Genomic DNA, 21194 nt, shown 5'->3' with positions numbered 1-21194 from the left:
CCTTGATCGGGCGCAAGTCACGCGGTGGTCATGCCCAGTTGGGGCGCACGCCCGGCGGTGGCGAATAGGGCAGGTCGCCGCGCGCGCGCACCGCTGCCTCCCCGCCATTCGCCGCCAGGATCGCCGCCTGCCGCGCCTTCACCCGCGCATCGATTTCCGCCGGATCCTCGCCAAGCCGCTCGCGCAGCGCGACCTCCATGCGCGCGATCAGCAGCGCATTCGCCGGGTCGAGCGCCAGGTCCACCAGTTCCTCCGGATCAGCGCCGAGGTCGAAGAGCTGCGGCGGGTAGGTCGCGTAGCGGACGTATTTGTAGGGCCCGTCACGCAGCATGAAGGCGGCCTCGCGCGATCCGCTCGCATGGTATTCCGACAGCACGGTGCGATCCGCCTCCGCCCCCTGCGCGATGTCGAGCAGCGAGGTCGAGCCCGCGGGTGGGGCCGCCGCCACGCCGGCGAGGTCGAGCACCGTGGCCGCCACATCCGTCAGGCTCACCGGCGTGTGCACCACGCGCGCCGCGGGCACCTCCGCCCCGGCGAGGATCATCGGGATGCCCACACTCTCCTCATACATCACGCTCTTGCCCCAGAGTCCGCGCGCGCCGACATTGTCGCCATGGTCGGAGGCGTAGAGCACGCGCGTGCTGGCCCCGAGCCCGCAATCCTCGAGGCAGTCGAGGATCTTGCCGACCTGCTCATCCATGAAGGAGACCAGCCCGTAATAGCCCGCCATCATGCGCTGCGCGGTGGCGATGTCCTGCACGTAGGAATCATAGGGGATGGTCCTGGCGTAGTCGGCGATGGCCGGATGCGTCGGGCGCTCTTCCGGCGCGTAGAGCTTGGGCAGGCCGACGACCTCGGGCGGGTAGCGGTAGAAATGCTCGGGCGGCGCGATCAGCGGGAAATGCGGCGTCACAAGGGAGACGAAGAGGATCCAGGGGCGCTCGGCGGCGGCACTCGCCTTTCCGCGCAGGAAGATCTGCGCCGCAGCGGTGATGTCGCGGTCATAGCGCGTGTAGTCGCTCTCGCCCGGCCCGGCGGTCGCACTCATCTTGGAGGCCCCCTTGCGGGGCGGGGCGGTCTCGTCGCGGATCAGGGAGAGCAGGTCGCCCTTGCCCTCCACCACATGCATCGCAAGCTTCTCCGCCGAGAAGCCGTGGTCATCCCCCCCCAGGCCGCGGAAATGCAGCTTGCCGATCGAGACCACCTCATGCCCCGCCGCGCGCGCCAGGTGGTGCCAGGAGGGGATGGCGCCGTCATAGGGGTCGGCATTGTCGTTGTAGCGGCCCATGGCGTGCAACGCCTGGCCGGTGGCGAGCGCGGCGCGGGCGGGCACGCAGATCGGGCTGGGCGTATAGGCCGAGGCGAAGCGCACCCCGCGCGCGGCCAGGCGGTCGAGGTTGGGCGTGCGCACGAAGGGATGCCCCGCGCAGCCCAGCGCCTTCGGGCTGTGCTCATCCGACAGGATCACCAGCAGATTCTGCTTCGTCATGGCCGGCATCGGCTTCCTCCGTCGTCGTTGTCGCATGGTGTGCGTGAAGGGGCGCGCGCGGAAGGGGCCTTCGCGCTACACTCGCGCCGAACCGCCCCGAGAGGCCGCCATGCAGGACCTGTCCCTGGTCACCATCGTGCTCGTTGTCCTTGTGCTGCTTGCGCTCGTGACGGTCGCGCAGGGCATCCGCACCGTGCCGCAGGGCGAGGTCTGGTCGGTCGAGCGATTCGGCGCCTTCACCCGGCTGCTCGAGCCGGGGCTGAACCTCATCATCCCCTTCGTGGACCGGATCGGCCGCCGGCTGAACGTCCAGGAGGTGGTGCTCGACATCCCCGAGCAATCGGTCATCACCAAGGACAATGCGACGGTCGCGGTGGATGGCATCGTCTATTACCGCGTCATGGATCCCTCCAAGGCGGCCTATGCGGTGCAGAACCTGCAGCAAGCGCTGGTGGCGATGGCCATGACCAACATCCGCGCCGTGATCGGCGAGATGGACCTGGACCAGACACTCTCCTCGCGCGATCGGATCAACACCTCGCTGCTCACCATCCTCGATGGCGCGACGGAGCCCTGGGGGGCGAAGGTCAGCCGTGTGGAGATCCGCAAGATCGAACCGCCCGAGAACCTCATCCGCGCGATGAACCTGCAGATGACCGCTGAGCGCGAACGCCGCGCCGCCGTGGCCAAGGCGGAGGGCGAGAAGCAGGCGCTGGTGCTGCAGGCCGAGGGCCGGCGCGACGCCGCCATCCGCGACGCCGAGGCGCGCGAGGCGCTCGCCCAGGCCGAGGCCAACGCCACGCGCATGGTGGCCGAGGCCGCGGCCGGCGCGGGGGCGGATGCGCTGCGCTACTTCATCGCTGACAAATACGTGAAAGCCTTCGAGGCGATGGCCGCCAACCCGTCTTCGCGCCTCGTCATCGTGCCGATGGAGAGCGCGGGGCTGGCCGGCGGCATCGCCCAGGCGATGGAGTTGCTGCGCGGCCCGCCATCAGGCCCGCCCCCGGATCCCCCTGGCACCCCGCCCGCCAATGGAGGCACGCCATGGCGCCAGGGCTGATCTGGATCCTCGCGGGGCTGGTGGCGCTGGGGGCGGAGTTGGTGCTGCCGGGGGTCTACCTGCTCTGGGCGGGGCTGGCCGCCATCGGCACGGGGCTGGTGCTGCTGGTGGCGGCTCCGGGCTTTCCCGCGGCGGTGGCGATCTTCCTCGCGCTGCTCGCGCTGGGCATCCTGGCCTCGCTGCGCTTCCGGCCGCGCAATGCGCTCGGCCGGCGCACCAATGCGCCCGAATCCGGCCTGGCGGGACGCGAGGCCGAGGTGCTCTCCACCGAGGGCGGGCGGCTGCGCGTGCGGCTCGGCGACAGCGACTGGTCGGCGCGCCTGCCGCGCGGCGTGGAGCCCCCTGCCCCCGGCAGCCGCGTGCGGGTGGAAGCCGTGGACGGCACCGTGCTGGTGGTGCGCCCCGCCGGTTAGCGGCGACCTTGCCGGGCCGCGGCAAGACAGCCTAGCCTGCGCGGCGGAAGGTCGTTGAAACGGCCACGCAACGGAGGAAGCCCCGCATGTCCCAGATCACCCGTCGTGGCGCGCTCGCCGCCGGCGCCGCGCTGCTCGCCACCCCGGCGCTCGCCCAGGCGCGCTGGCCGAACCGCCCGATCCAGCTGATCGTGCCCTGGGGCGCGGGTGGCGGCACGGATGCCACGGCGCGCATCGTCGGCAGCCTGCTGGAGCGCGACCTCGGCCAGCCGGTGAACGTGGTGAACCGCACCGGCGGCAGCGGCGTGGTGGGCCATTCCGCCATCGCGACCGCGGCGCCCGATGGCTACACCATCGGCATGATCACGGTCGAAATCGCCATGATGCACTGGCAGGGCCTGACCGAGCTGCGCCCCACCAGCTACACGCCCCTCGCCCTGATGAACGAGGACCCGCCCGGCGTCACCGTGGCGCAGAACTCGCCCTTCGCCGACATCAAGGCGCTGGCGGACGCGATCAAGGCGCGCCCGGCCGGCACCTTCAAGGCCAGCGGCACCGGCCAGGGCGGCATCTGGCACCTGGCGCTGGTGGGCTGGCTGCAGGCGATGGGGCTGCGCGGCGACCATGTGCGCTGGGTGCCCTCCAACGGCGCGGCGCCGGCGATGCAGGAACTCGCGGCCGGGGGTGTGGATATCGTCACCGCCTCGATCCCCGAGGCGCGGGCGATGATCGATGCGAATCGCGCCAAGGCGCTCGCCATCATGGCCCCCGCCCGCAACCCGATGTTCGCGGCCGTGCCGACGCTGAACGAGACGCTCGGCATCAACTACTCCACCGGCGCGTGGCGTGGCATCGCGGGCCCGCGCAACCTGCCGGCCGAGGTGCAGGCGCGGCTGATCGAGTCGCTCAAGAAGGCCTATGACAGCCGCGAGTTCCAGGACTTCATGGCCTCGCGCGGCTTCGGCGTGGTCTGGGGCGACCAGGCGGCCTTCACCACCTTCATGGCCAATGCCGACCGCGGCATGGGCGAGGCGATGCGCGCCGCGGGCCTGGCGCGCGGCTGAACGGGCAGCACGGCAGGGCATCGCGATGCGCTTGAACGATGCCCTGCTGGGCGCCCTGCTGCTGGGCTTCGCGGGGTGGGTGTGGTGGCTGACCACCTTCTTCCCCGCCTTCCCCGGCCAGGATTTCGGGCCGAACCTCTTCCCGCGCATCCTGGCCGTGGGCATCGCGATCTGCGCGGCACTGCTGGTGCTGCGCGGGCTGCGCGCACGCGGCGGGCTGGTGGTGTTCGAGCCCTGGCTGCGCCAGCCGGCGCGGCTGGCCTCCTTCCTCGCCATTCCGGGGGCGGCGCTGTTCTACATCCTGGTCTCGGACGCGCTGGGCTTCATCCCGACCGCCTTCCTCATGCTCTCCGCGCTGTTCCTGTGGTTCCGCGCGCGGCCCCTGGTGGCGCTGTCCTCGGCGGTCGCGGTGACGCTGGCGGTGCATTGGTTCTTCGCCGGCATGATGCGCGTGCCGCTTCCTCGCGGCCTGATGGACGCGCTGCTGTGAGGCCCCGCTGATGGACGCGCTCATCCAGGCCTTCGGGCTGGTCTTCGACCCCTATGTGCTGGCGGTGATCGGTGTCTCCGCCATCTTCGGCATGTTCGTGGGCGCGATGCCGGGGCTGACGGCGACGATGGCGACCGCGCTGCTGGTGCCCGTCACCTTCTTCATGCCACCCGTGCCCGCGCTGGGCGCGATCGTGACCGCGACCGCCATGGCGATCTTCGCCGGCGACATCCCCGCGGCGATGCTGCGCATGCCGGGCACGCCGGCCTCGGCCGCCTATACGGACGAATCCTATGCGATGACGCAGAAGGGCGAGCTCAACCTCAATATGGGGGTGAACCTCGTCTTCTCCGTCGCGGGCGGGTTCATCGGCGTGGCCGTGCTGATCGCCGCCGCGCCGGCGCTGGCGGAGGTGGCGATCAACTTCTCCTCCTACGAGTATTTCTGGCTGGCCTGCCTCGGCCTGACCTGCGCCGTGTTCATGAGCAACGCCGACCCGGTGAAGGGCTTCCTGTCGCTGTTCATCGGGCTGCTGCTGGCGAGTGTCGGCATCGACCCGGCGGCGGGCTATCCGCGCTTCACCTTCGGCGATGTCGACCTGATGTCGGGCATCAACTTCGTGCCCACCATGATCGGCATGTTCGCGGTGAGCGAGCTGATGCGCGGCGCCGTGACCATCGATGCGGCGACGCACATGGTGACGCAGCAGGTCGGCAACATCTTCCGCGGCGTCGGCGGCGTGTTCCGCCGCTACTGGTTCAACTTCCTGCGGGGCAGCGCGATCGGCACCGCCATCGGCGCGCTGCCCGGCGCGGGCGCGGATATCGCCGCCTGGATCAGCTATGCCGTCTCGAAGCGCTTCTCGAAGGAGCCGCAGAAATTCGGCACCGGCAACATCGAAGGCATCGTGGACAGCACCTCGGCCAACAATTCGGCGCTGGGTGGGGCGTGGATCCCGGCGCTGGTCTTCGGCATCCCCGGCGACAGCATCACCGCCATCGTCATCGGCGTGCTCTACATGAAGGGGATGAATCCGGGCCCGACCGTGTTCACCGAGAACCCGCAGCTGATCTACGCGGTCTTCCTGATCTTCCTGCTGGCCAACGCCATCATGCTTCCGCTCGGCTGGGCGGCGATCAAGGGTGCGCGGCAGATCCTGCGCGTGCCGCGCAACCTGCTGCTGCCGGTCATCCTGCTGTTCTGCATCGTCGGCAGCTTCGCCATGACCAACAGCCTCTACGGCGTGGCGCTGATGCTGGTGATGGGCGTCTTCGGCTGGTTCCTGGAGGAGCACGGCATCCCGGTCGCGCCCCTCATCCTCGGGCTCGTGCTCGGCGAGATGCTGGAGCAGACCTTCGTGCAGTCGATGATCAAGGCCGACGGCCACTGGATCGAGTTCTTCATGCGCCCCATCGCCGGCACGCTCGGCGTGGCGACGCTGCTGATCTGGGCGGTGATGCTGGCGCGCGGCCTGCGCGGGCGCGCCAGCCCGCTCGTTCAGTCCACCTGAGCGCCGCTGAGCCGCACGGCCTCGGCCCATTTCGCCTGCTCGCTGCGCAGGAAGGCAGCGAAGGGGGCCGGGCCCATGCCGACCGCGATCGAACCATCCGCCGTGGTGCGCGCCCGGAAGGCCGGGTCCGCCAAGGCGGCCTGCATCGCCGCATCGACCCGCGCGATCACCTCGCCCGGCGTGCCGGCGGGCGCCATCAGCGCGAACCAGGAGGTGAGGTCGAAGCCCGGCAGCGTCTCGGCCAAGGCGGGCACATCCGGCAGCGCGTGGTTGCGCGCGGGCGAGGTGACGGCGAGGCCCTTCAGGCGGCCCGACTTCACCAGCTCGGTCGCGGTCGAGAGGGTGGGGAAGCCGAACTGCACATTCCCCGCCATGACGTTGTTGACGATGTCGGGCGCGCCGCGGAAGGGCACATGCACCGCCTGCACCCGGGCAGCGGCCTTGAACATCTCCGCCGCCAGATGCGCGCCTGAGCCATTGCCGCCGCTGGCGTAGTTCTGGTCGGGCCGCGCGCGCAGCCCCTCGATCAGCGCGGCCGCGCTGGCCGGGCCGTTGGGCGGGACGATCAGCAGATGCGGCATGGCGAAGGCCACCGTGATCGGCGCGAAGTCACGGAAGGCGTCGAAGGGCAGCGTGCGGCGCGTCAGCGCCTGGTTGATCACCAGCGAATTGGTGCCGAGCATGATGGTGTAGCCATCCGGCGCGCTGCGCGCCCCCGCCTCGAAGCCGATATTGCCGCCCGCGCCGCCGCGATTCTCCACCACCACCGGCTGGCCCAGCGCGGGGGCGATGCGCTCGGCGATCTGGCGGGCGATCACATCGGGCGCGCTGCCGGGGATGAAGGGCACCAGCAGGCGGATGGGCCGGCTGGGCCAGGCGCCCTGCGCCCCGACACGCGGTGCGGCCAGCATACCCGCCCCAAACGCCATCACCGCGCGACGCCGCATGGCCGATCCCCCCCTCATGTCCTTGGCAGGAAGGCTAGCCGGGCTTCGCTTCCCCGGACAAGCGCGCTTCGCCCGGCCCCCTGGCGCGGCCCTGCGCCAGATCGAGGAACTCATCTAGGCGGTTGGAGAGCAGCAGCGCGTAATTCTCCCGCAGGCGGGCCTCGGGCCAATCCCACCAGCGCACATCCTGCAGGCGCTCGATCTGCGCCTGGGTGAAGCGCATCCGCAGCACCCGCGCCGGGTTGCCCGCCACGATCGCATAGGGCGGCACGTCGCGCGCGACGACGGCATGGGCGCCCACGCAGGCGCCATCGCCGATGGTCACGCCCGACATCACGCTCACCCCGCGCGCCAGCCAGACATCATTGCCGATCACCACATCCCCGCGTGAGGCCGGGTGCCCCTTGAAGCCCCGTGCTGCCGGATCGAAGCTGCCGAAAGGGTAGGTGGTGATCCAATCCGTGCGATGATCGCCGCCGAGATAGACCACGACGCCGGCCGCGATGGAGCAGTAGCGCCCGATGGTCAGCCGGCCGGAATTCGCCCATTGGAACACCTTGGGCGCGCCGTAGCTGTGATCGCCGATGGACCATCCATGTTTCGCCGCCTCGGCAGCCAGCACATCCTTGGTATAGGCGGTCACGGACGATGGCTCCCCCAGCCCGGCGATGGAGCCGCAATGGAGCCGCGCCCCAGGCCCCGGTCAAGCACGGGCCAGCACGTTGACGCTGGCGGGGTGGAACGGCATGAGGGGCATCCCGCCGCGACAGGAGTGCGACATGGTGCCGAATCCGCAGGAATCCTCCGCGCCGCTCACCCACTCCGCCCGCCGCATCAACCACCTTGCAGGCATGAACGGCGCGCGCAGCTATCTCGAGATCGGCGTCAGCGAGGGCAGCACCTTTTTCGGTGTCCAGATCCCGAACAAGACCGCCGTGGATCCACGCTTCCGCTTCGATGTGGCGGCGCGGCGCGCGGCGGGCCAGGACTTCCATGCCATCCCCTCGGACGCCTTCTTCACCATGCCCGAGCACAAGGCGCGGCGCTTCGACGTGATCTTCCTCGACGGATTGCACACCTTCGAGCAGACCTTCCGCGATTTCTGCGCGCTCAGCGGCAATGCGCATGACGACACGATCTGGATCATCGACGACGTCTACCCGATCGATGTCTACTCCGCCCTGCGCAACCCCAAGGACGCCGCCTTCTACCGCAAGGAGAAGGGCCGGCCCGGTGCCTCCTGGCATGGCGATGTCTACAAGGTCGTGCTCGCCATCCACGACTTCTTCCCGAATTTCTGCCTGCGGACCTTCTCGGCCGGGGGCAACCGCCAGACCGTGCTGATCCGCCGGCCACGTGCGGGCTTCGCGCCGGTGCTGGGCAACCTGGAGGCGATCTCGCGCGCCGACTATTTCTGGATGCGCGAGAACGAAGCCTTTTTCGGCCTGCTGCCGGAGCCCGAACTGTATGCCTGGGCGGCGGAGACGCTCGCCCTCTGAACGGTGCGGCGCCCGAGGCTCAGCCGCCCAGCGCCTCGCGCAGCACACTGCTGGTGAGATCGACATCGACGGTGAAGTCGTCGTGTCCGCCGCCGCGATCGGTCCGGGGCGGGCCGAAGATGGACCAGTAGCGGTGATCGCGAAGGCAGCAGAGGTCCCAGAAGAAGAATTCGCGCCCGCGCGTCGGCAGCAGGCACACCACATCCCCGCCCGGCGGCATGAAGACGATGTTGGTGAGGTCCGCGCCACTGACGCCCACCACCACCCGCGCGGCGGCGAAAGCCTCGATCTGCTCGGCGAAGCTCATCCGTCCTGGCTCGATCACGCGGAAGCCAAGGCTCGTCGCCGCCTCTTCAACCGCCTCGAGGTTCAGCAGCACGCGCTTGGCCGTGCTGGTGCGCCGCACGAAGAGCAGGTCGCCGGCCGGGCGTGGCGGGGCCAGCGCGGCCAGTGCCTCGATCGCCGCCGGATGCTTCATGTAGGAATGTGTCGACGCCGGGCTGAGCATCAGCAGTTCCGGCAGATGAAGGCCACGCGGCGGCAGCCGGCGCAGGGCGGCAGGCTCGAAGCCCGCCCGGCTTGCACCCTCCTCCGCCACACCGAGCATGGGGCCGCGCTGGTCGGCCACCACCAGATCGGCCCGCAGGCCAGGCCGCACCTGGCCGAGGAGGAGCAGCGCGCCCAGATGTTCAGCGAGGAAATGGCCGTAATTCGTCGAGCCAGCCCGCGTCAGCAACACCGCCGGGCGGCGCGGCTGGGGCTGGTCGGCGGCGCTCGGCATCGGCTCGGCCAAGGCTGCGGCGCGGCCAGCCACGTTGAGATTGTGCAGCGATTCGGCGACGACGCGCCCATCCGGCAGCCAGACGATTCCGGGCGGTGCGACAAGTGCTTCGCCCAGATTGTGCAGCAGGATCGCCGGCGCCTCCTGCTCCGTCGTCTCCCAGCGTGACTCCAGGGCGCGCCGGTCACCGAGGTCGAGCAGGTCGAGATTGGCGAAGGCCGGCGGGCGGCGCGGATAGGTCGCGGCGGGCGCGATGGTGATGGCATCTGGCGCCGCCTCGGCGAGGCTGACGGTGCGCTCCTGCTCAGGCTGCGACACGAAGGGCACCCCGTTCTTCCCCCCTGCAACGCAAGACGGCGCGGGGGTGTCCCCCCGCGCCGCTGCCGGACGCCGACCCGTGAGGGATCAGGCGGACTTCTTCATGATCTCGTCGGCCACGTTGCGCGGCACGGGATCGTAGTGGTGGAACTGCATCGAGAAGCTCGCGCGGCCCTTGGTCATGCCGCGGAGGTTCGAGATGTAGCCGAACATCTCCTTCAGCGGCACATGCGCGCGCACGATGACCGAGGTGCCGGCCATGTCCTGGCTCTGGATCACGCCGCGGCGGCGGTTGAGGTCGCCCACCACGTCGCCGACATGGTCGGAAGGCGTGGTCACTTCCACGTCCATGATCGGCTCCAGGATCACCGGGCCGGCCTTCTTCATGCCCTCGCGGAAGCAGGCCTTGGCGGCGATTTCGAAGGCGAGCGCGCTGGAGTCGACGTCATGGTACTTGCCGTCCACCAGCGAGTACTTGAAGTCCACCGTCGGGAAGCCGGCGAGCACGCCCGTATCGGCCTGCACCTTGATGCCCTTCTCGACCGCCGGGATGTATTCCTTCGGCACGGCGCCGCCGACCACGGCGTTGGCGAATTCGACGCCCGTGTTGCGCTCCTTCGGCTCGAAGACGATCTTCACCTCGGCGTACTGGCCCGAACCGCCCGACTGCTTCTTGTGGGTGTAGGTCTCGGTGTGGCTCTTCGTGATGGTTTCACGATAGGCCACCTGCGGCGCGCCGATGTTCGCGTCCACGCCGTATTCGCGCTTCAGGCGATCCACGATGATCTCGAGATGCAGCTCGCCCATGCCGGAGAGGATGGTCTGGCCGCTCTCCTGGTCCGTGCGCAGGCGCAGCGAGGGGTCCTCGCCGGCCAGCTTCTGCAGGCCGAGCGTCATCTTCTCGACGCCTTCCTTGGTCTTCGGCTCGACGGAGATGTCGATCACCGGGACCGGGAAGGCCATGCGCTCGAGGATCACGGGGTCGTCGTTGCTGGCCAGCGTGTCACCGGTGCCGGTGTCCTTCAGCCCAACGAAGGCCGCGATGTCGCCGGCGAAGACTTCCTTGATCTCCTCGCGCTTGTCGGCGTGCATCTGGAAGATGCGGCCGATGCGCTCGCGATGGCCCTTGGTGGTGTTCTGCACCATGTCGCCCTGGCGCAGCACGCCGCGATAGACGCGCACGAAGGTCAGGTTGCCGTACTTGTCGTTGATGATCTTGAAGGCGAGGCCGGCGAAGGGCGCGTTCTCGTCCGCGGGGATCGAGCGGCGCTCCTGCGTCTCGTCCATGCCCTCATCCGGCGCCACCTTGATGCCGGGGATGTCGATCGGGCTCGGCAGGTAGTCGAGCACGGCGTCGAGCAGCGGCTGCACGCCCTTGTTCTTGAAGGCGGTGCCGCAGAGCACGGGGCGGAACTCGCCGCTGATCGTGCCCTTCTTGATGCAGCGCTTCAGCGTCTCGATGGAGACGTCGCCCTTGTCGTAGAACTCCTCCATCGCCGCCTCGTCGATGCCGACGCAGGTGTCGAGCATCTTCTGGCGGTACTCGGCGGCCTGCTCGGCCAGCTCGGCCGGGATCTCCTGGTACTCGTACTGGGCGCCGAGCTCGTCGCCCTTCCAGATGATCGCCTTCATCTCGACCAGGTCGACCACGCCCTTGAAGGTGTCCTCGATGCCGATCGGCAGCTGCAGGGTCACCCAGTTGATGCCGAGCTTCTCGGTCAGCGTCGCGGCGGCGCGGTAGAAATCGGCGCCGGTGCGGTCGAGCTTGTTGATGAAGATGATGCGCGGGACGTTGTAGCGGTCCGCCAGGCGCCAGTTGGTCTCGGACTGCGGCTGCACGCCGGCCACGCCCTCGATGATGAAGATGGCGCCGTCAAGCACGCGCAGGCTGCGGTTCACCTCGATGTTGAAGTCGATGTGGCCGGGCGTGTCGATGATGTTGATCCGGTGGTCCTTCCACACGGCGGTCACGGCGGCGGAGGTGATGGTGATGCCCCGCTCGCGCTCCTGCTCCATGTAGTCGGTCGTGGTGTTGCCGTCATGCACCTCGCCGATCCGGTGCGACTTGCCGGTGTAGTAGAGAATGCGCTCGGTCGTCGTCGTCTTGCCGGCATCGATATGCGCCGTGATGCCGATGTTGCGGATCTTGCTGAGGTCGCTGCGCGCCACGATGGGCCTCCATACGCGAAGGCAGGCCGGACAACGGGCCGATCGCCCGTGCCGCCTGCCGAGTGTTCCGAATCAAGCCTGATGCGGCGCCGCACATGCCCTCTCTTGCGGGTTTTTGCAAGCCATCACCGCGCGAGGCCCCGCGCCGGGGTCACGCTTCGTCACGCAAAGGGGCGATACAAGGCCGGGCGGAGGCGGTATTCTGATGGTCATGAGCGTCCGCAGCCACCTTGCCGCCGCCCGTTTCGGCCTGGGACTACGCCTTGGGGAAACGCCGCCGGCCGACCCCGATGCCTGGCTTCTGGCTCAGATCGCCACACCGGCCCCGCTGGCCGAGGCGCCGGGAGTCGCCGATGCCCTGCGGGTCCGCCTGGCCCAGATCGCCGCCCGCGACGCCGAGGGCAATGTCCTGATCAATCGCGGCCCGCAATTCGACTTCAACCGCGCCCAGGCCCTGGCCTGGGCACGCCAGCGCCTGGAGACCACGCAGCCCTTCCAGGACCGGCTGGTCGATTTCTGGATGAACCACTTCACCGTCAGCCGCCGCAACGGCCTGGCGGGCCTGCTGGCAGGCTGCCTGGAGCATGAGGCGGTGCGCCCGCATGTTGCCGGTCGCTTCGCCGACATGCTGGTGGCCGTGACCACCCACCCGGCCATGGTGCTCTACCTGGACAATGCAGGCTCGGTCGGCCCGAACAGTCCCTTCGGGCAGCGCAGCCGCCGGGGCCTGAACGAGAACCTGGCGCGGGAGGTGCTGGAACTGCACAGCCTCTCCCCGGCGGGCGGCTACACCCAGGGCGATGTGGAGCAGCTCGCGCGTCTCCTCACCGGCCTCTCGGTGGAACTGACGCGCGAGCCGCTGGGCTATGTCTGGCGCCGCGCCAACCATGAGCCCGGCGCCAAGACCCTGCTCGGCCGCCGGTTCGAGGAGGGCGAGGCGGCGGTCGAGGCGGCGCTGCGCTTCCTGGGCACCCACCCGGCCACCTACCGACATCTGGCGGTCAAGCTCGCACGACACTTCATCGCCGATGCGCCACCGCCGCGCGTCGTCACCGCGCTGGCCCGACGGCTGGAGGACACGGGCGGCGACCTCGCCGCCGCCACCCGCCTGCTCGTCGCGTTGCCGGAAGCCTGGGATCCGCCGCTCAGCAAGTTCCGCACGCCGCAGGACCACGTGCTTGCAGCCTGCCGCGCCATCGGCCTGCCTCCGGATCGGCCGGAGCTGGTGACCGGGGGACTCGGCAGCCTCAACCAACCGCTCTGGACCGCCCCGCAGCCCGATGGCTGGGGCGATACCGCCGCCCACTGGACCTCGCCCGAGGCGCTGATGCGCCGCGTGGACTGGAGCTACACCCTGGCCGGGCGGGTCACGCGCACGGCGCTGCCGGATGTGACGGAAGCGGCCCTCGGCCCCCTCGCCCGTGCCGAGACGGTGGCCGAGATGCGCCGTGCCGGCTCGGTGCGTGACGCCGTGACGCTGCTGCTGGCGAGCCCGGAGTTCATGCACCGATGAACGAGACACCGCACGCCTCTTTCGCCCCGACCCGGCGCGGCCTGCTGCTGGGCCTGAGCGCGAGCCTCTTCCTCGGCGGCACCCGCGCCGCCTTCGCGCAACTGCCGGGCGAACGGCGCTTCGTTGTCGTCATCCTGCGTGGCGCGCTGGATGGGCTGCATGCCGTGCCGCCCTATGGCGACCCGGGCCTCGCCGCGCTGCGCGGCGGCCTTGTCGTGCCCGAGCCGGGGCAGGAGGAGGGCGCGCTCGACCTCGGCGGGCGCTTCGGCCTGCACCCGGCCTTCCAGAACCTGCATGCCATGTACCGGGCGAATGAGGCCCTGATCCTGCACGCCGTGGCCGGCCCCTATCGCAGCCGCAGCCATTTCGAGGCGCAGGATCTGCTCGAGGCCGGCGCGACCGACCGGCTGGACAGTGGCTGGCTCAACCGGGCCATCCGCACGCTGCCCAGCGCCGAGACTGCGCGGGCGGGGCTGGCCATCGGCACCGGCGTGCCGCTGCTGCTGCGCGGCCCGGCGCCGGTCGGCGCCTATTTCCCGCCGGGCACGACCCGCCCCTCGGAAGAGCTTATCCACCGCATCGCCGCGCTGCAGCAACAGGATCCGCGCCTCGCCGGCCCCTTCGCCGAGGGCATGCGCGCGCGCGGTTTCGCGAGCCAGGCCCTGGGCGAGCCGCAGAACGAGCCCAACCGCGGCAGCTTCCCGCGCCTCGCCGCCGCCGCGGGGCGGTTGCTGGCCGAGGCGAATGGCCCGCGCGTGGCGGCGCTGGAACTCGGCGGCTGGGATACCCACGCGCAGCAGGCCACGCGGATGCTCGGCCCGATGCGCGCGTTGGATTCCGGCCTCGCCGAGTTGAAGACGGCGCTGGGGCCGCATTGGGCGCGCACCGCCGTGCTGGTGGTGACCGAGTTCGGCCGCACCGCGCGGGTGAACGGCAACCAGGGCACGGATCACGGCACGGGCGGCGTGGCCTTCGTGCTCGGCGGCGGGGTGGCCGGCGGGCGGGTGATGGCGGATTGGCCGGGCCTGGGCGCCGATGCCCTCTTCGAGAACCGGGACCTGCGCCCCACCCAGGACCTGCGCGCCCTGGCCAAGGCCCTGCTGCGCGACCACCTGCGCCTGCCCGAGCGCGCCGTGGCCGAGGCCTTCCCCGGCAGCGCCGCCGTGGCCCCGCTGCGGGGCGTGCTGCGCGGCTGACGCTGGACAAGGCTGGGCCGCCGGGCCACATGCGGCGCCCATGCCCGAGGCCCCTCCCCCCAGCCCGCTCTCGACCGCGGATTTCGACTATGCGCTGCCAGAGCGCCTGATCGCCCAGGCCCCGGCCCGGCCGCGCGATTCCGCGCGCCTGCTGGTGGTGGGCGAAGGCCGGCTCGAGGATCGCGGCGTGCTCGACCTGCCCGGCCTGCTCGCCCCCGGCGACGTGCTGGTGGTGAACGACACGCGCGTCATCCCCGCCCGCCTGCATGCCCGCCGCGGCCAGGCGCGCGTGGAGATCATGCTCAACCGGGCCGAGGGCGGGGGCATCTGGCAGGCGCTGGTGAAGAATGCACGCCGCCTCCGCGCCGGTGACACCATCGCCATCGAGGGCGCCGAGGGCTGCACCGCGCGGGTGCTGGAAGCGCCGGAGGGTGGCTCCGTGCGGCTCGATTTCGGCCCCGACCAGGCGGCGTTGGCCGCCGCGCTGGAACGGGCGGGCGAGGTGCCGCTGCCGCCCTACATCCACCGCGAGGGCAAGCCAGGGCCGGAGGATGTGGCCGACTACCAGACCATCTTCTCCCGCGTCCCCGGCGCCGTCGCCGCGCCGACCGCGAGCCTGCATTTCACCGACCGCCTCCTCGCCGCGCTCGACGCACGGGGCATCCGCCGCGCCACCGTGACGCTGCATGTCGGCGCGGGCACCTTCCTGCCGGTGCGCGACGACGACCCGCGCAAGCATCGCCTGCACCAGGAATGGTGCGAGATGCCGGAGGCGAGTGCCGCGCTGATCAATGCGGCGCGCGCGGCGGGCAAGCGCATCGTCGCGGTGGGCACAACGGCGCTGCGCACCACCGAGACCGCGGCCCGGCCCGATGGCAGTGTCGCCCCCTTCCGTGGCCTCACCGATCTCTACGTCCTGCCTGGCCATCGCTTCCGCTGCATCGATGCGCTGCTGACCAATTTCCACCTGCCGAAATCGACGCTGCTGATGCTCGTCTCCGCCTTCGCCGGCACGCGGCGGATGCGCGCGGCCTATGCGCATGCCATCGCGCAGGAGTACCGCTTCTTCTCCTATGGCGATGGCAGCCTGCTGTTCCGCGCCGACCAGGACCTGCCCGCATGACGCTCCATTGGACCCACGCCGCCAGCGACGGCGCCGCGCGCGCCGGCACGCTGATGACCGCGCATGGCGAGGTGCCCACGCCGGTCTTCATGCCCGTCGGCACCGCCGGCACCGTGAAGGCGATGACCGCGGATTCGGTGCGCTCCACCGGCGCGCGCATGGTGCTCGGCAACACCTATCACCTCATGCTGCGCCCGGGGGCGGAGCGCGTGGCGCGGCTCGGCGGGCTGCACAGGATGATGGATTGGCACGGGCCGATCCTGACGGATTCCGGCGGCTTCCAGGTGATGAGCCTGGCGGGGCTGCGCAAGCTCGATGCCGATGGCGTCACCTTCCAGTCGCATCTGGATGGATCCAAGCACCGCATCACGCCCGAGCGCAGCATCGAGATCCAGCACCTGCTCGGCGCCGATGTGACGATGTGCTTCGACGAATGCACGCCCTTCCCCGCCACGCATGAGCAGGCGGCGGCGAGCATGCGACTCTCGATGCGCTGGGCCGCGCGCTCCCGCGCCGCCTTCACGCCGCGGCCGGGACATGGGCTGTTCGGCATCGTGCAGGGCAGCACCTATGCCGATCTGCGGGCGGAGAGCGTGCGCGCGCTGACCGATATCGGCTTCGAGGGCTACGCCATCGGCGGCCTCGCGGTTGGCGAGGGCCAGGCGGAGATGCTGCGCATGCTCGACATCACCGTGCCGCTGCTGCCCGAGGATCACCCGCGCTACCTGATGGGCGTGGGCACGCCGCATGACCTGATCGAATCCGTGAAGCGCGGCGTGGACATGTTCGACTGCGTGATCCCCACGCGCAGCGGCCGCACCGGGCGCGCCTATACCAGCCGCGGCGTGCTCAACCTGCGCAACGCGAAGCATGCCGAGGATACGCGCCCGCTCGACCCCGATTGCGATTGCCCGGCCTGCCGCAACCACTCGCGCGCCTATCTGCATCACCTCATCAAGTCGGAGGAGATGCTGGGCCCGATGCTGCTGACCTGGCACAACATCACCTACTACCAGCGCCTGATGGGCCGGCTGCGCCGCGCGATCCTGGAAGGCCGCCTGCAGGCCGAGGCCGCCGCGATCGAGGCCGGCTGGGCGCAGGAAGACACGAAGGCGGAGGCCGCATGAGCATTGCCACCGACACCACCGGCCTGACGTTGCTCGGCGCCCAGGCGCGCCAGCCCGCGACACCCGAGGAAGCGGTGCTGGAGCGCGTGCCCAACCCGCATCCCGGCCTGCGCTACTGCGTGCGCTTCGTCGCCCCCGAATTCACCTCGCTCTGCCCGCTCACCGGCCAGCCGGATTTCGCGCACCTTGTCATCGACTATGTGCCGCGCGACTGGCTGGTGGAGAGCAAGAGCCTGAAGCTGTTCCTCACCAGCTTCCGCAACCACGGCGCCTTCCACGAGGCCTGCACCATCGGCATCGCCAGGCGCCTGGTCGAAGTGACGGAGCCGGAATGGTTCCGCATCGGCGGCTACTGGTATCCGCGCGGCGGCATCCCCATCGACGTCTTCTACCAGACAGGCGCGCCGCCGGAGGGCGTGTGGATCCCGCCGCAGGATGTGGCGCCCTATCGTGGGCGCGGTTAGCGCCCCGGAGCCCCGCGGCGAGGCTGACGAGATCCGCGCCGAGGCGCTGCGCCTCGGCTTCGACGCCGTGGGCTTCTGCCGCGCGCATCTGGCCGCGGAAACGCGCGCGCGGCTCAGCGCCTTTCTCGCCGCCGGCATGCAGGGCGGCATGGGCTGGCTGGAAGCGCGCGCCGACCAGCGGGCGCATCCGCAAGCGCTCTGGCCCGAGGCGGTGAGCGTGATCTCGCTGGGTCTCAACTACGCGCCGGACTACGATCCCCTCGCACGGCTTGAGGAACGCGAGCACGCGACGATCAGCGCCTATGCCCAGGGGCGCGACTACCACGATGTGGTGAAGAAGCGGCTGAAGGCGCTCGGCCAATGGATGGTGCGGCGCTTCAAGGGCGCCGAACTCAAGGTCTTCGTGGACACCGCGCCGGTGATGGAAAAGCCGCTTGCGCAGCAGGCGGGGCTCGGCTGGCAGGGCAAGCACACGAATCTGGTCTCGCGCGATTTCGGCTCCTGGCTCTTCCTGGGCGAGATCTACACCACGCTCGACCTCGCCCCCGATGCGCCGGGACAGGACCGTTGCGGGAGTTGCGAGGCCTGCCTGCGCATCTGCCCGACCGAGGCCTTCCCCGCGCCCTACCAGCTCGATGCGCGGCGCTGCATCTCCTACCTCACCATCGAGCATCACGGCCCGATCCCGCACGAGTTCCGCGCGAAGATGGGCAACCGCATCTATGGCTGCGACGATTGCCTCGCCGTCTGCCCCTGGAACAAGTTCGCGCGGACCCACAGCGAACCTGCCTTCGCCCCGCGCGAGAGCCTGACCGCGCCGAGGCTGGCCGAACTTGCGCGGCTGAATGACGCGGCCTTCCGCGCGCTCTTCGCCGGTTCGCCGATCAAGCGCATCGGGCGGAACCGCTTCACGCGCAACGTGCTGATCGCCATCGGCAATTCCGGCGCCGCCGCGCTGCGCCCCGTCGCGCAGGATCTGTGCGAGGATGAGGACCCCACCGTCGCCGAGGCCGCGCGCTGGGCCGTGGAGAGATTGCCCGCATGAATGCCGAAAGCGCCCTCGTTCTCTTCTCCGGCGGCCAGGACAGCGCCACCTGCCTGGCCTGGGCCCTGGATCGTTTCGCAACCGTCGAGACGCTCGGCTTCGACTACGGCCAGCGCCATGTCGTGGAGCTGGAAACCCGCGCCGCCTTCCGCGCGCATCTGTCGGTGCATCCGGCCTGGGGCCCGCGGCTCGGCGCGGACCATGTGCTGAAGCTCGACGCGCTGGGGGCGATCAGCGAGACCTCGCTGACGCGCGACGTCGCGATCGAGATGGAGACCGGCGGGCTGCCCAACACCTTCGTGCCCGGCCGCAACCTGATCTTCCTGACCTTCGCCGCCGCGCTGGCCTTCCGGCGCGGCCTGAAGCACATCGTCACCGGCGTCTGCGAGACCGACTATTCCGGCTATCCCGATTGCCGCGACGACACGATCAAGGCGCTGCAGGTTGCCCTCAATCTCGGCATGGAGCAGCGCTTCGTGCTGCACACCCCGCTGATGTGGCGTGACAAGGCGGCGACCTGGGCGCTGGCGGAGTCGCTCGGCGGCGCGAACCTGGTCGAGGCGATTCGCGGCATCACGCATTCCTGCTATCTTGGCGAGCGCACGCCGCATGCGTGGGGCGCGGGCTGCGGCCATTGCCCCGCCTGCGAATTGCGCGCGCGCGGCTGGCAGCGCTGGCAGGAGGGACGCGCATGAAGATCCTCATCGTCCGCAATTCGGAAAGCGCGCCGGAGGGTGCCTTCGGGGCCTGGCTCGCCGAACAAGGCCATGCGATCGAGGTGATCAGCGGCGCCGATCTGGACGAGGCCGCCCTCGCCCGCGCCGAACTCGTCGTGCTGCTCGGCTCGCCGCACGGGGTCTATGACACGCACATCCCCTGGGTGGCACGGCAGCGTGAACTCGTCGCCGCGCGGCTGGCACAGCAGGCGCCAACGATCGGCATCTGCTTCGGCGCGCAGATGATCGCGGCGGCCGCGGGCGGCGACAGCGCGCGGATGCAGGATGGGCGCTTCTTCCGCGGCTGGTTCGGCATCGAGCAGCACGAGGACGCGATCTTCGCCGGCCCCTGGCCCCGCTGGCATGGCGATGCCATCACCGCCCCGCCGGGCGCGGAAATCCTCGCCGCCGATGCCGGCACGGTGCAGGCCTTCGCCCTGCCCGGCGCCATCGCCGTGCAGTTCCACCCCGAGGCCACGCCCGAGATCATGCAGGACTGGGCGGAGAAGTTCACGCCGCCAGGGATCGTGGACAGCGCCGCGCTCGCCGCTGACTCCGCGCGCAACTTCGCGCCCCGCACCGCGGCGCGCGAGGCGCTCTATGCGGAGTTGCTGCGCCGCGCGCTCAGCCCGCCGGACGGGTCTGCAAGGTGAAGTAGCCATGCCGGCGCCGCGCCTCGGCGAGGTCGATGCCGGCGCGGATATCGGCGAGGATCAGCTCCTCCTTCGCCTCGATCGATTCCGCGATGCCGAGCACATCGAGCGCGCGTGACTGCGGCACGACGACGACGCAGCTGTCATCCGCGCAGATCACATCGCCCGGATCAACGCGCACATGGCCGAGCACGATCGGCACGTTCACCGCATCCAGCGCCACGCGATCCTTGCCGGTGCGCGAATGGCTCGCGCGCGACCAGATCGGGTAGCCATAGTCGCGGCTCTCGCCGAGATCACGGTTCACGCCCTCGATCACCGTGCCCGCGATGCCGCGCGCCTTCGCCGCCTCGGTCAGGATGTTGCCCCACACCGTGCAATCCACGCGCGCACGGTTGTCGATGCAGATCACGTCGCCGGCTTCGGCGAGGTGCAGGAAATCCCCCACCGTGCCGCCGGCCGGGCCCACAGGCAGGTAGCGCAGCGTCACCGCCTGGCCGCAGATGCGCGCGCCCTGGAGCATGGGCCGCAGCCCATCGACCTGGCCCGGGATGCCGAGCTTGTCGAGCGCATCGGAGATGGAGGAGGTCGGCAGCCGCGCGAAACGGCCAAGGATCGCAGCTTCGAGACGTTGCATGGGATGACTTCAGTCCGGCTGGATGTTGTTGGCGCGCACGATGCCGCCCCATTGCGCGACCTGCCGCGCGAAGAAGCTGCCGAGCTCCTCGGGCGAGGAGACCACGAGGCGCGCCTGCTGCGTCTCGGTCATCACGCGGTTCGCGCGTTCCTCCTGCAGCGTCTCGCGGATCGCGGCGTTCATGCGCGCGACCTGCGCGGCCGGCGTGCCATGCGGGGCAAACACGGCCCACCAGGCCTCGGCCTCGAGCCCCGCGAAGCCGATCTCGGCCGCCGTCGGCGTCTGCGCGAGGCCGGCGAGGCGCGTCGGCCCGAACTGCAGCAGGGGGCGCAGCGAACCGCCGGTGATGTGCGGCAGCATCAGCGCCGCACTGCCGATCATCATGTCCACATGGCCGGCCACGGCATCATTCACCGCGAGCCCGCCGCTGCGATAGGGCACATGCTGCATGCGGCCCTGCGCGCGCTCGCCCAGCATGATCATCGTCAGATGCCCGATGGTGCCATTGCCGGTCGAGCCGTAGGAGACGCTGTCCGGCCGTGCCTTCGCCGCCGCCAGCGCCGCCGCCATGTCGCGGAAGGGCTTGTCCGGCTTGCACGCCACCGCATAGGGCGAGCCGCCGATCAGCATGACCGGATCGAGATCCTTCAGCACGTCGAAGGGCGGGTTGCGCAGCAGCGCGGGGATGGTCGCGTGGCTGTCGAAGGTGAGCAGCCAGGTCATGCCATCGGGCCGCGCCTTCGCCACCATGTCCGCGCCGATCGACCCCGCCGCGCCGGAGCGATTCTCGACCACCACAGTGCTGCCGAGCCGCTGCTGCAGCCCGCTCGCGACAAGCCGCGCCACCGCATCGGTGGAACCGCCCGGGCCGAAGGGGACGATGATGCGCATGGTGGCCGCCTGCGCCGCGGCGATGCGCGGTGCGGCGAGCAGCGTGGCGGCGGCGGCAAGCCCCGCGCGGCGCGTGATGGTGGTCATGC

General features: G+C 70.4%; 21 protein-coding genes. 14 read left to right on the top strand and 7 right to left on the bottom strand.

The features are described from left to right. Window positions 1-28: 28 nt before the first annotated feature. Window positions 29-1489, bottom strand: coding sequence for a sulfatase family protein (locus AC2D9U_RS22870; protein ID WP_484753581.1), 1461 nt, complete (start codon window positions 1487-1489; stop codon window positions 29-31). A gap of 109 nt (window positions 1490-1598) precedes the next feature. Between AC2D9U_RS22870 and AC2D9U_RS22865 the strand changes: the two genes are divergently transcribed. The 5 genes from AC2D9U_RS22865 (at window position 1599) to AC2D9U_RS22845 (ending at window position 6026) form a co-directional block, all read left to right on the top strand. Continuing rightward, the gene (locus AC2D9U_RS22865) at window positions 1599-2549 is read left to right on the top strand and encodes an SPFH domain-containing protein (protein WP_484753579.1); all 951 of its coding nucleotides are present in this window, start codon (window positions 1599-1601) and stop codon (window positions 2547-2549) included. After that, window positions 2534-2962: an NfeD family protein gene (locus tag AC2D9U_RS22860; protein WP_484753577.1), complete on the top strand. Its 429-nt coding sequence runs from the start codon at window positions 2534-2536 to the stop codon at window positions 2960-2962. The genes AC2D9U_RS22865 and AC2D9U_RS22860 overlap by 16 nt, the downstream gene beginning before the upstream one ends. A gap of 86 nt (window positions 2963-3048) precedes the next feature. After that, window positions 3049-4026, top strand: coding sequence for a tripartite tricarboxylate transporter substrate binding protein (locus AC2D9U_RS22855; protein ID WP_484753574.1), 978 nt, complete (start codon window positions 3049-3051; stop codon window positions 4024-4026). Between the two features lie 31 nt (window positions 4027-4057). After that, entirely contained in the window at window positions 4058-4516 is a 459-nt protein-coding gene (locus AC2D9U_RS22850) for a tripartite tricarboxylate transporter TctB family protein (protein WP_484753572.1), read from the top strand. Between the two features lie 10 nt (window positions 4517-4526). Then, window positions 4527-6026, top strand: coding sequence for a tripartite tricarboxylate transporter permease (locus AC2D9U_RS22845; protein ID WP_484753570.1), 1500 nt, complete (start codon window positions 4527-4529; stop codon window positions 6024-6026). Here AC2D9U_RS22845 and AC2D9U_RS22840 read toward each other — a convergent pair. Continuing rightward, window positions 6014-6937: a tripartite tricarboxylate transporter substrate binding protein gene (locus AC2D9U_RS22840; RefSeq protein WP_484753568.1), complete on the bottom strand. Its 924-nt coding sequence runs from the start codon at window positions 6935-6937 to the stop codon at window positions 6014-6016. The two genes, AC2D9U_RS22845 and AC2D9U_RS22840, sit on opposite strands and share 13 nt — an antisense overlap. Window positions 6938-7007: 70 nt before the next feature. Next, window positions 7008-7616 carry a CatB-related O-acetyltransferase gene (locus AC2D9U_RS22835; RefSeq protein WP_484753566.1) on the bottom strand — a complete coding sequence of 203 codons (609 nt, stop codon included), beginning with the start codon at window positions 7614-7616 and terminating at the stop codon, window positions 7008-7010. Between the two features lie 136 nt (window positions 7617-7752). On the opposite strand from AC2D9U_RS22835, the gene AC2D9U_RS22830 reads away from it, so the two are divergent. After that, a complete protein-coding gene (locus AC2D9U_RS22830) occupies window positions 7753-8472 on the top strand; it encodes a class I SAM-dependent methyltransferase (protein WP_484753562.1) in 720 nt (239 codons plus the stop codon). A gap of 19 nt (window positions 8473-8491) precedes the next feature. Here the strand turns inward: AC2D9U_RS22830 and AC2D9U_RS22825 are convergent, their stop codons facing one another. Then, on the bottom strand, window positions 8492-9571 hold the full coding sequence (locus AC2D9U_RS22825; protein ID WP_484753560.1) for a glycosyltransferase family 61 protein: 1080 nt from the start codon (window positions 9569-9571) through the stop codon (window positions 8492-8494). A gap of 87 nt (window positions 9572-9658) precedes the next feature. Then, window positions 9659-11743, bottom strand: a complete 2085-nt coding sequence (gene fusA, locus AC2D9U_RS22820; RefSeq protein WP_484753691.1) for an elongation factor G — start codon at window positions 11741-11743, stop codon at window positions 9659-9661. Between the two features lie 208 nt (window positions 11744-11951). Between fusA and AC2D9U_RS22815 the strand changes: the two genes are divergently transcribed. Genes AC2D9U_RS22815 through AC2D9U_RS22780 form a run of 8 tightly spaced genes read left to right on the top strand, consistent with a single transcriptional unit; the run spans window position 11952 to window position 19577 of the window. Continuing rightward, window positions 11952-13253, top strand: a complete 1302-nt coding sequence (locus tag AC2D9U_RS22815; RefSeq protein ID WP_484753557.1) for a DUF1800 domain-containing protein — start codon at window positions 11952-11954, stop codon at window positions 13251-13253. Then, on the top strand, window positions 13250-14449 hold the full coding sequence (locus AC2D9U_RS22810; RefSeq protein WP_484753555.1) for a DUF1501 domain-containing protein: 1200 nt from the start codon (window positions 13250-13252) through the stop codon (window positions 14447-14449). The genes AC2D9U_RS22815 and AC2D9U_RS22810 overlap by 4 nt, the downstream gene beginning before the upstream one ends. Before the next feature lie 40 nt (window positions 14450-14489). Continuing rightward, a complete protein-coding gene (gene queA, locus AC2D9U_RS22805) occupies window positions 14490-15572 on the top strand; it encodes a tRNA preQ1(34) S-adenosylmethionine ribosyltransferase-isomerase QueA (RefSeq protein ID WP_484753553.1) in 1083 nt (360 codons plus the stop codon). Beyond that, entirely contained in the window at window positions 15569-16699 is a 1131-nt protein-coding gene (tgt, locus tag AC2D9U_RS22800; RefSeq protein WP_484753551.1) for a tRNA guanosine(34) transglycosylase Tgt, read from the top strand. Before queA ends, tgt begins: the two co-directional genes overlap by 4 nt. Then, window positions 16696-17163: a preQ(1) synthase gene (queF, locus tag AC2D9U_RS22795; protein ID WP_484753549.1), complete on the top strand. Its 468-nt coding sequence runs from the start codon at window positions 16696-16698 to the stop codon at window positions 17161-17163. Before tgt ends, queF begins: the two co-directional genes overlap by 4 nt. Next, window positions 17150-18208: a tRNA epoxyqueuosine(34) reductase QueG gene (gene queG / locus AC2D9U_RS22790; RefSeq protein ID WP_484753547.1), complete on the top strand. Its 1059-nt coding sequence runs from the start codon at window positions 17150-17152 to the stop codon at window positions 18206-18208. Before queF ends, queG begins: the two co-directional genes overlap by 14 nt. Further along, on the top strand, window positions 18205-18903 hold the full coding sequence (gene queC, locus AC2D9U_RS22785; RefSeq protein ID WP_484753545.1) for a 7-cyano-7-deazaguanine synthase QueC: 699 nt from the start codon (window positions 18205-18207) through the stop codon (window positions 18901-18903). Before queG ends, queC begins: the two co-directional genes overlap by 4 nt. Beyond that, window positions 18900-19577: a type 1 glutamine amidotransferase gene (locus AC2D9U_RS22780; protein ID WP_484753543.1), complete on the top strand. Its 678-nt coding sequence runs from the start codon at window positions 18900-18902 to the stop codon at window positions 19575-19577. The genes queC and AC2D9U_RS22780 overlap by 4 nt, the downstream gene beginning before the upstream one ends. On the opposite strand, the gene AC2D9U_RS22775 is transcribed toward AC2D9U_RS22780, so the two are convergent. Continuing rightward, window positions 19549-20214, bottom strand: a complete 666-nt coding sequence (locus AC2D9U_RS22775; RefSeq protein ID WP_484753541.1) for an RraA family protein — start codon at window positions 20212-20214, stop codon at window positions 19549-19551. The genes AC2D9U_RS22780 and AC2D9U_RS22775 overlap by 29 nt on opposite strands. Window positions 20215-20223: 9 nt before the next feature. After that, window positions 20224-21192 (bottom strand): tripartite tricarboxylate transporter substrate-binding protein, encoded by a 969-nt coding sequence (locus tag AC2D9U_RS22770; RefSeq protein WP_484753539.1) that lies wholly within the window; start codon window positions 21190-21192, stop codon window positions 20224-20226. Window positions 21193-21194: the final 2 nt, after the last annotated feature.

The organism is Roseomonas sp. TF40, assembly GCF_057219975.1.
Note: the sequence above shows the minus strand (reverse complement) of the source record. Positions and strands in the feature narration are given on the sequence as shown.

Bases quoted from the DNA above. Each gene is read 5' to 3' on its own strand.
- AC2D9U_RS22870 (WP_484753581.1), bottom strand. From the start codon at position 1,489: ATGACGAAGCAGAATCTGCTGGTGATCCTGTCGGATGAGCACAGCCCG.
- AC2D9U_RS22865 (WP_484753579.1), top strand. From the start codon at position 1,599: ATGCAGGACCTGTCCCTGGTCACCATCGTGCTCGTTGTCCTTGTGCTG.
- AC2D9U_RS22860 (WP_484753577.1), top strand. From the start codon at position 2,534: ATGGCGCCAGGGCTGATCTGGATCCTCGCGGGGCTGGTGGCGCTGGGG.
- AC2D9U_RS22855 (WP_484753574.1), top strand. From the start codon at position 3,049: ATGTCCCAGATCACCCGTCGTGGCGCGCTCGCCGCCGGCGCCGCGCTG.
- AC2D9U_RS22845 (WP_484753570.1), top strand. From the start codon at position 4,527: ATGGACGCGCTCATCCAGGCCTTCGGGCTGGTCTTCGACCCCTATGTG.
- AC2D9U_RS22840 (WP_484753568.1), bottom strand. From the start codon at position 6,937: ATGCTGGCCGCACCGCGTGTCGGGGCGCAGGGCGCCTGGCCCAGCCGG.
- AC2D9U_RS22830 (WP_484753562.1), top strand. From the start codon at position 7,753: ATGGTGCCGAATCCGCAGGAATCCTCCGCGCCGCTCACCCACTCCGCC.
- AC2D9U_RS22815 (WP_484753557.1), top strand. From the start codon at position 11,952: ATGAGCGTCCGCAGCCACCTTGCCGCCGCCCGTTTCGGCCTGGGACTA.
- AC2D9U_RS22810 (WP_484753555.1), top strand. From the start codon at position 13,250: ATGAACGAGACACCGCACGCCTCTTTCGCCCCGACCCGGCGCGGCCTG.
- queA (WP_484753553.1), top strand. From the start codon at position 14,490: ATGCCCGAGGCCCCTCCCCCCAGCCCGCTCTCGACCGCGGATTTCGAC.
- tgt (WP_484753551.1), top strand. From the start codon at position 15,569: ATGACGCTCCATTGGACCCACGCCGCCAGCGACGGCGCCGCGCGCGCC.
- queF (WP_484753549.1), top strand. From the start codon at position 16,696: ATGAGCATTGCCACCGACACCACCGGCCTGACGTTGCTCGGCGCCCAG.
- queC (WP_484753545.1), top strand. From the start codon at position 18,205: ATGAATGCCGAAAGCGCCCTCGTTCTCTTCTCCGGCGGCCAGGACAGC.
- AC2D9U_RS22780 (WP_484753543.1), top strand. From the start codon at position 18,900: ATGAAGATCCTCATCGTCCGCAATTCGGAAAGCGCGCCGGAGGGTGCC.
- AC2D9U_RS22775 (WP_484753541.1), bottom strand. From the start codon at position 20,214: ATGCAACGTCTCGAAGCTGCGATCCTTGGCCGTTTCGCGCGGCTGCCG.
- AC2D9U_RS22770 (WP_484753539.1), bottom strand. From the start codon at position 21,192: ATGACCACCATCACGCGCCGCGCGGGGCTTGCCGCCGCCGCCACGCTG.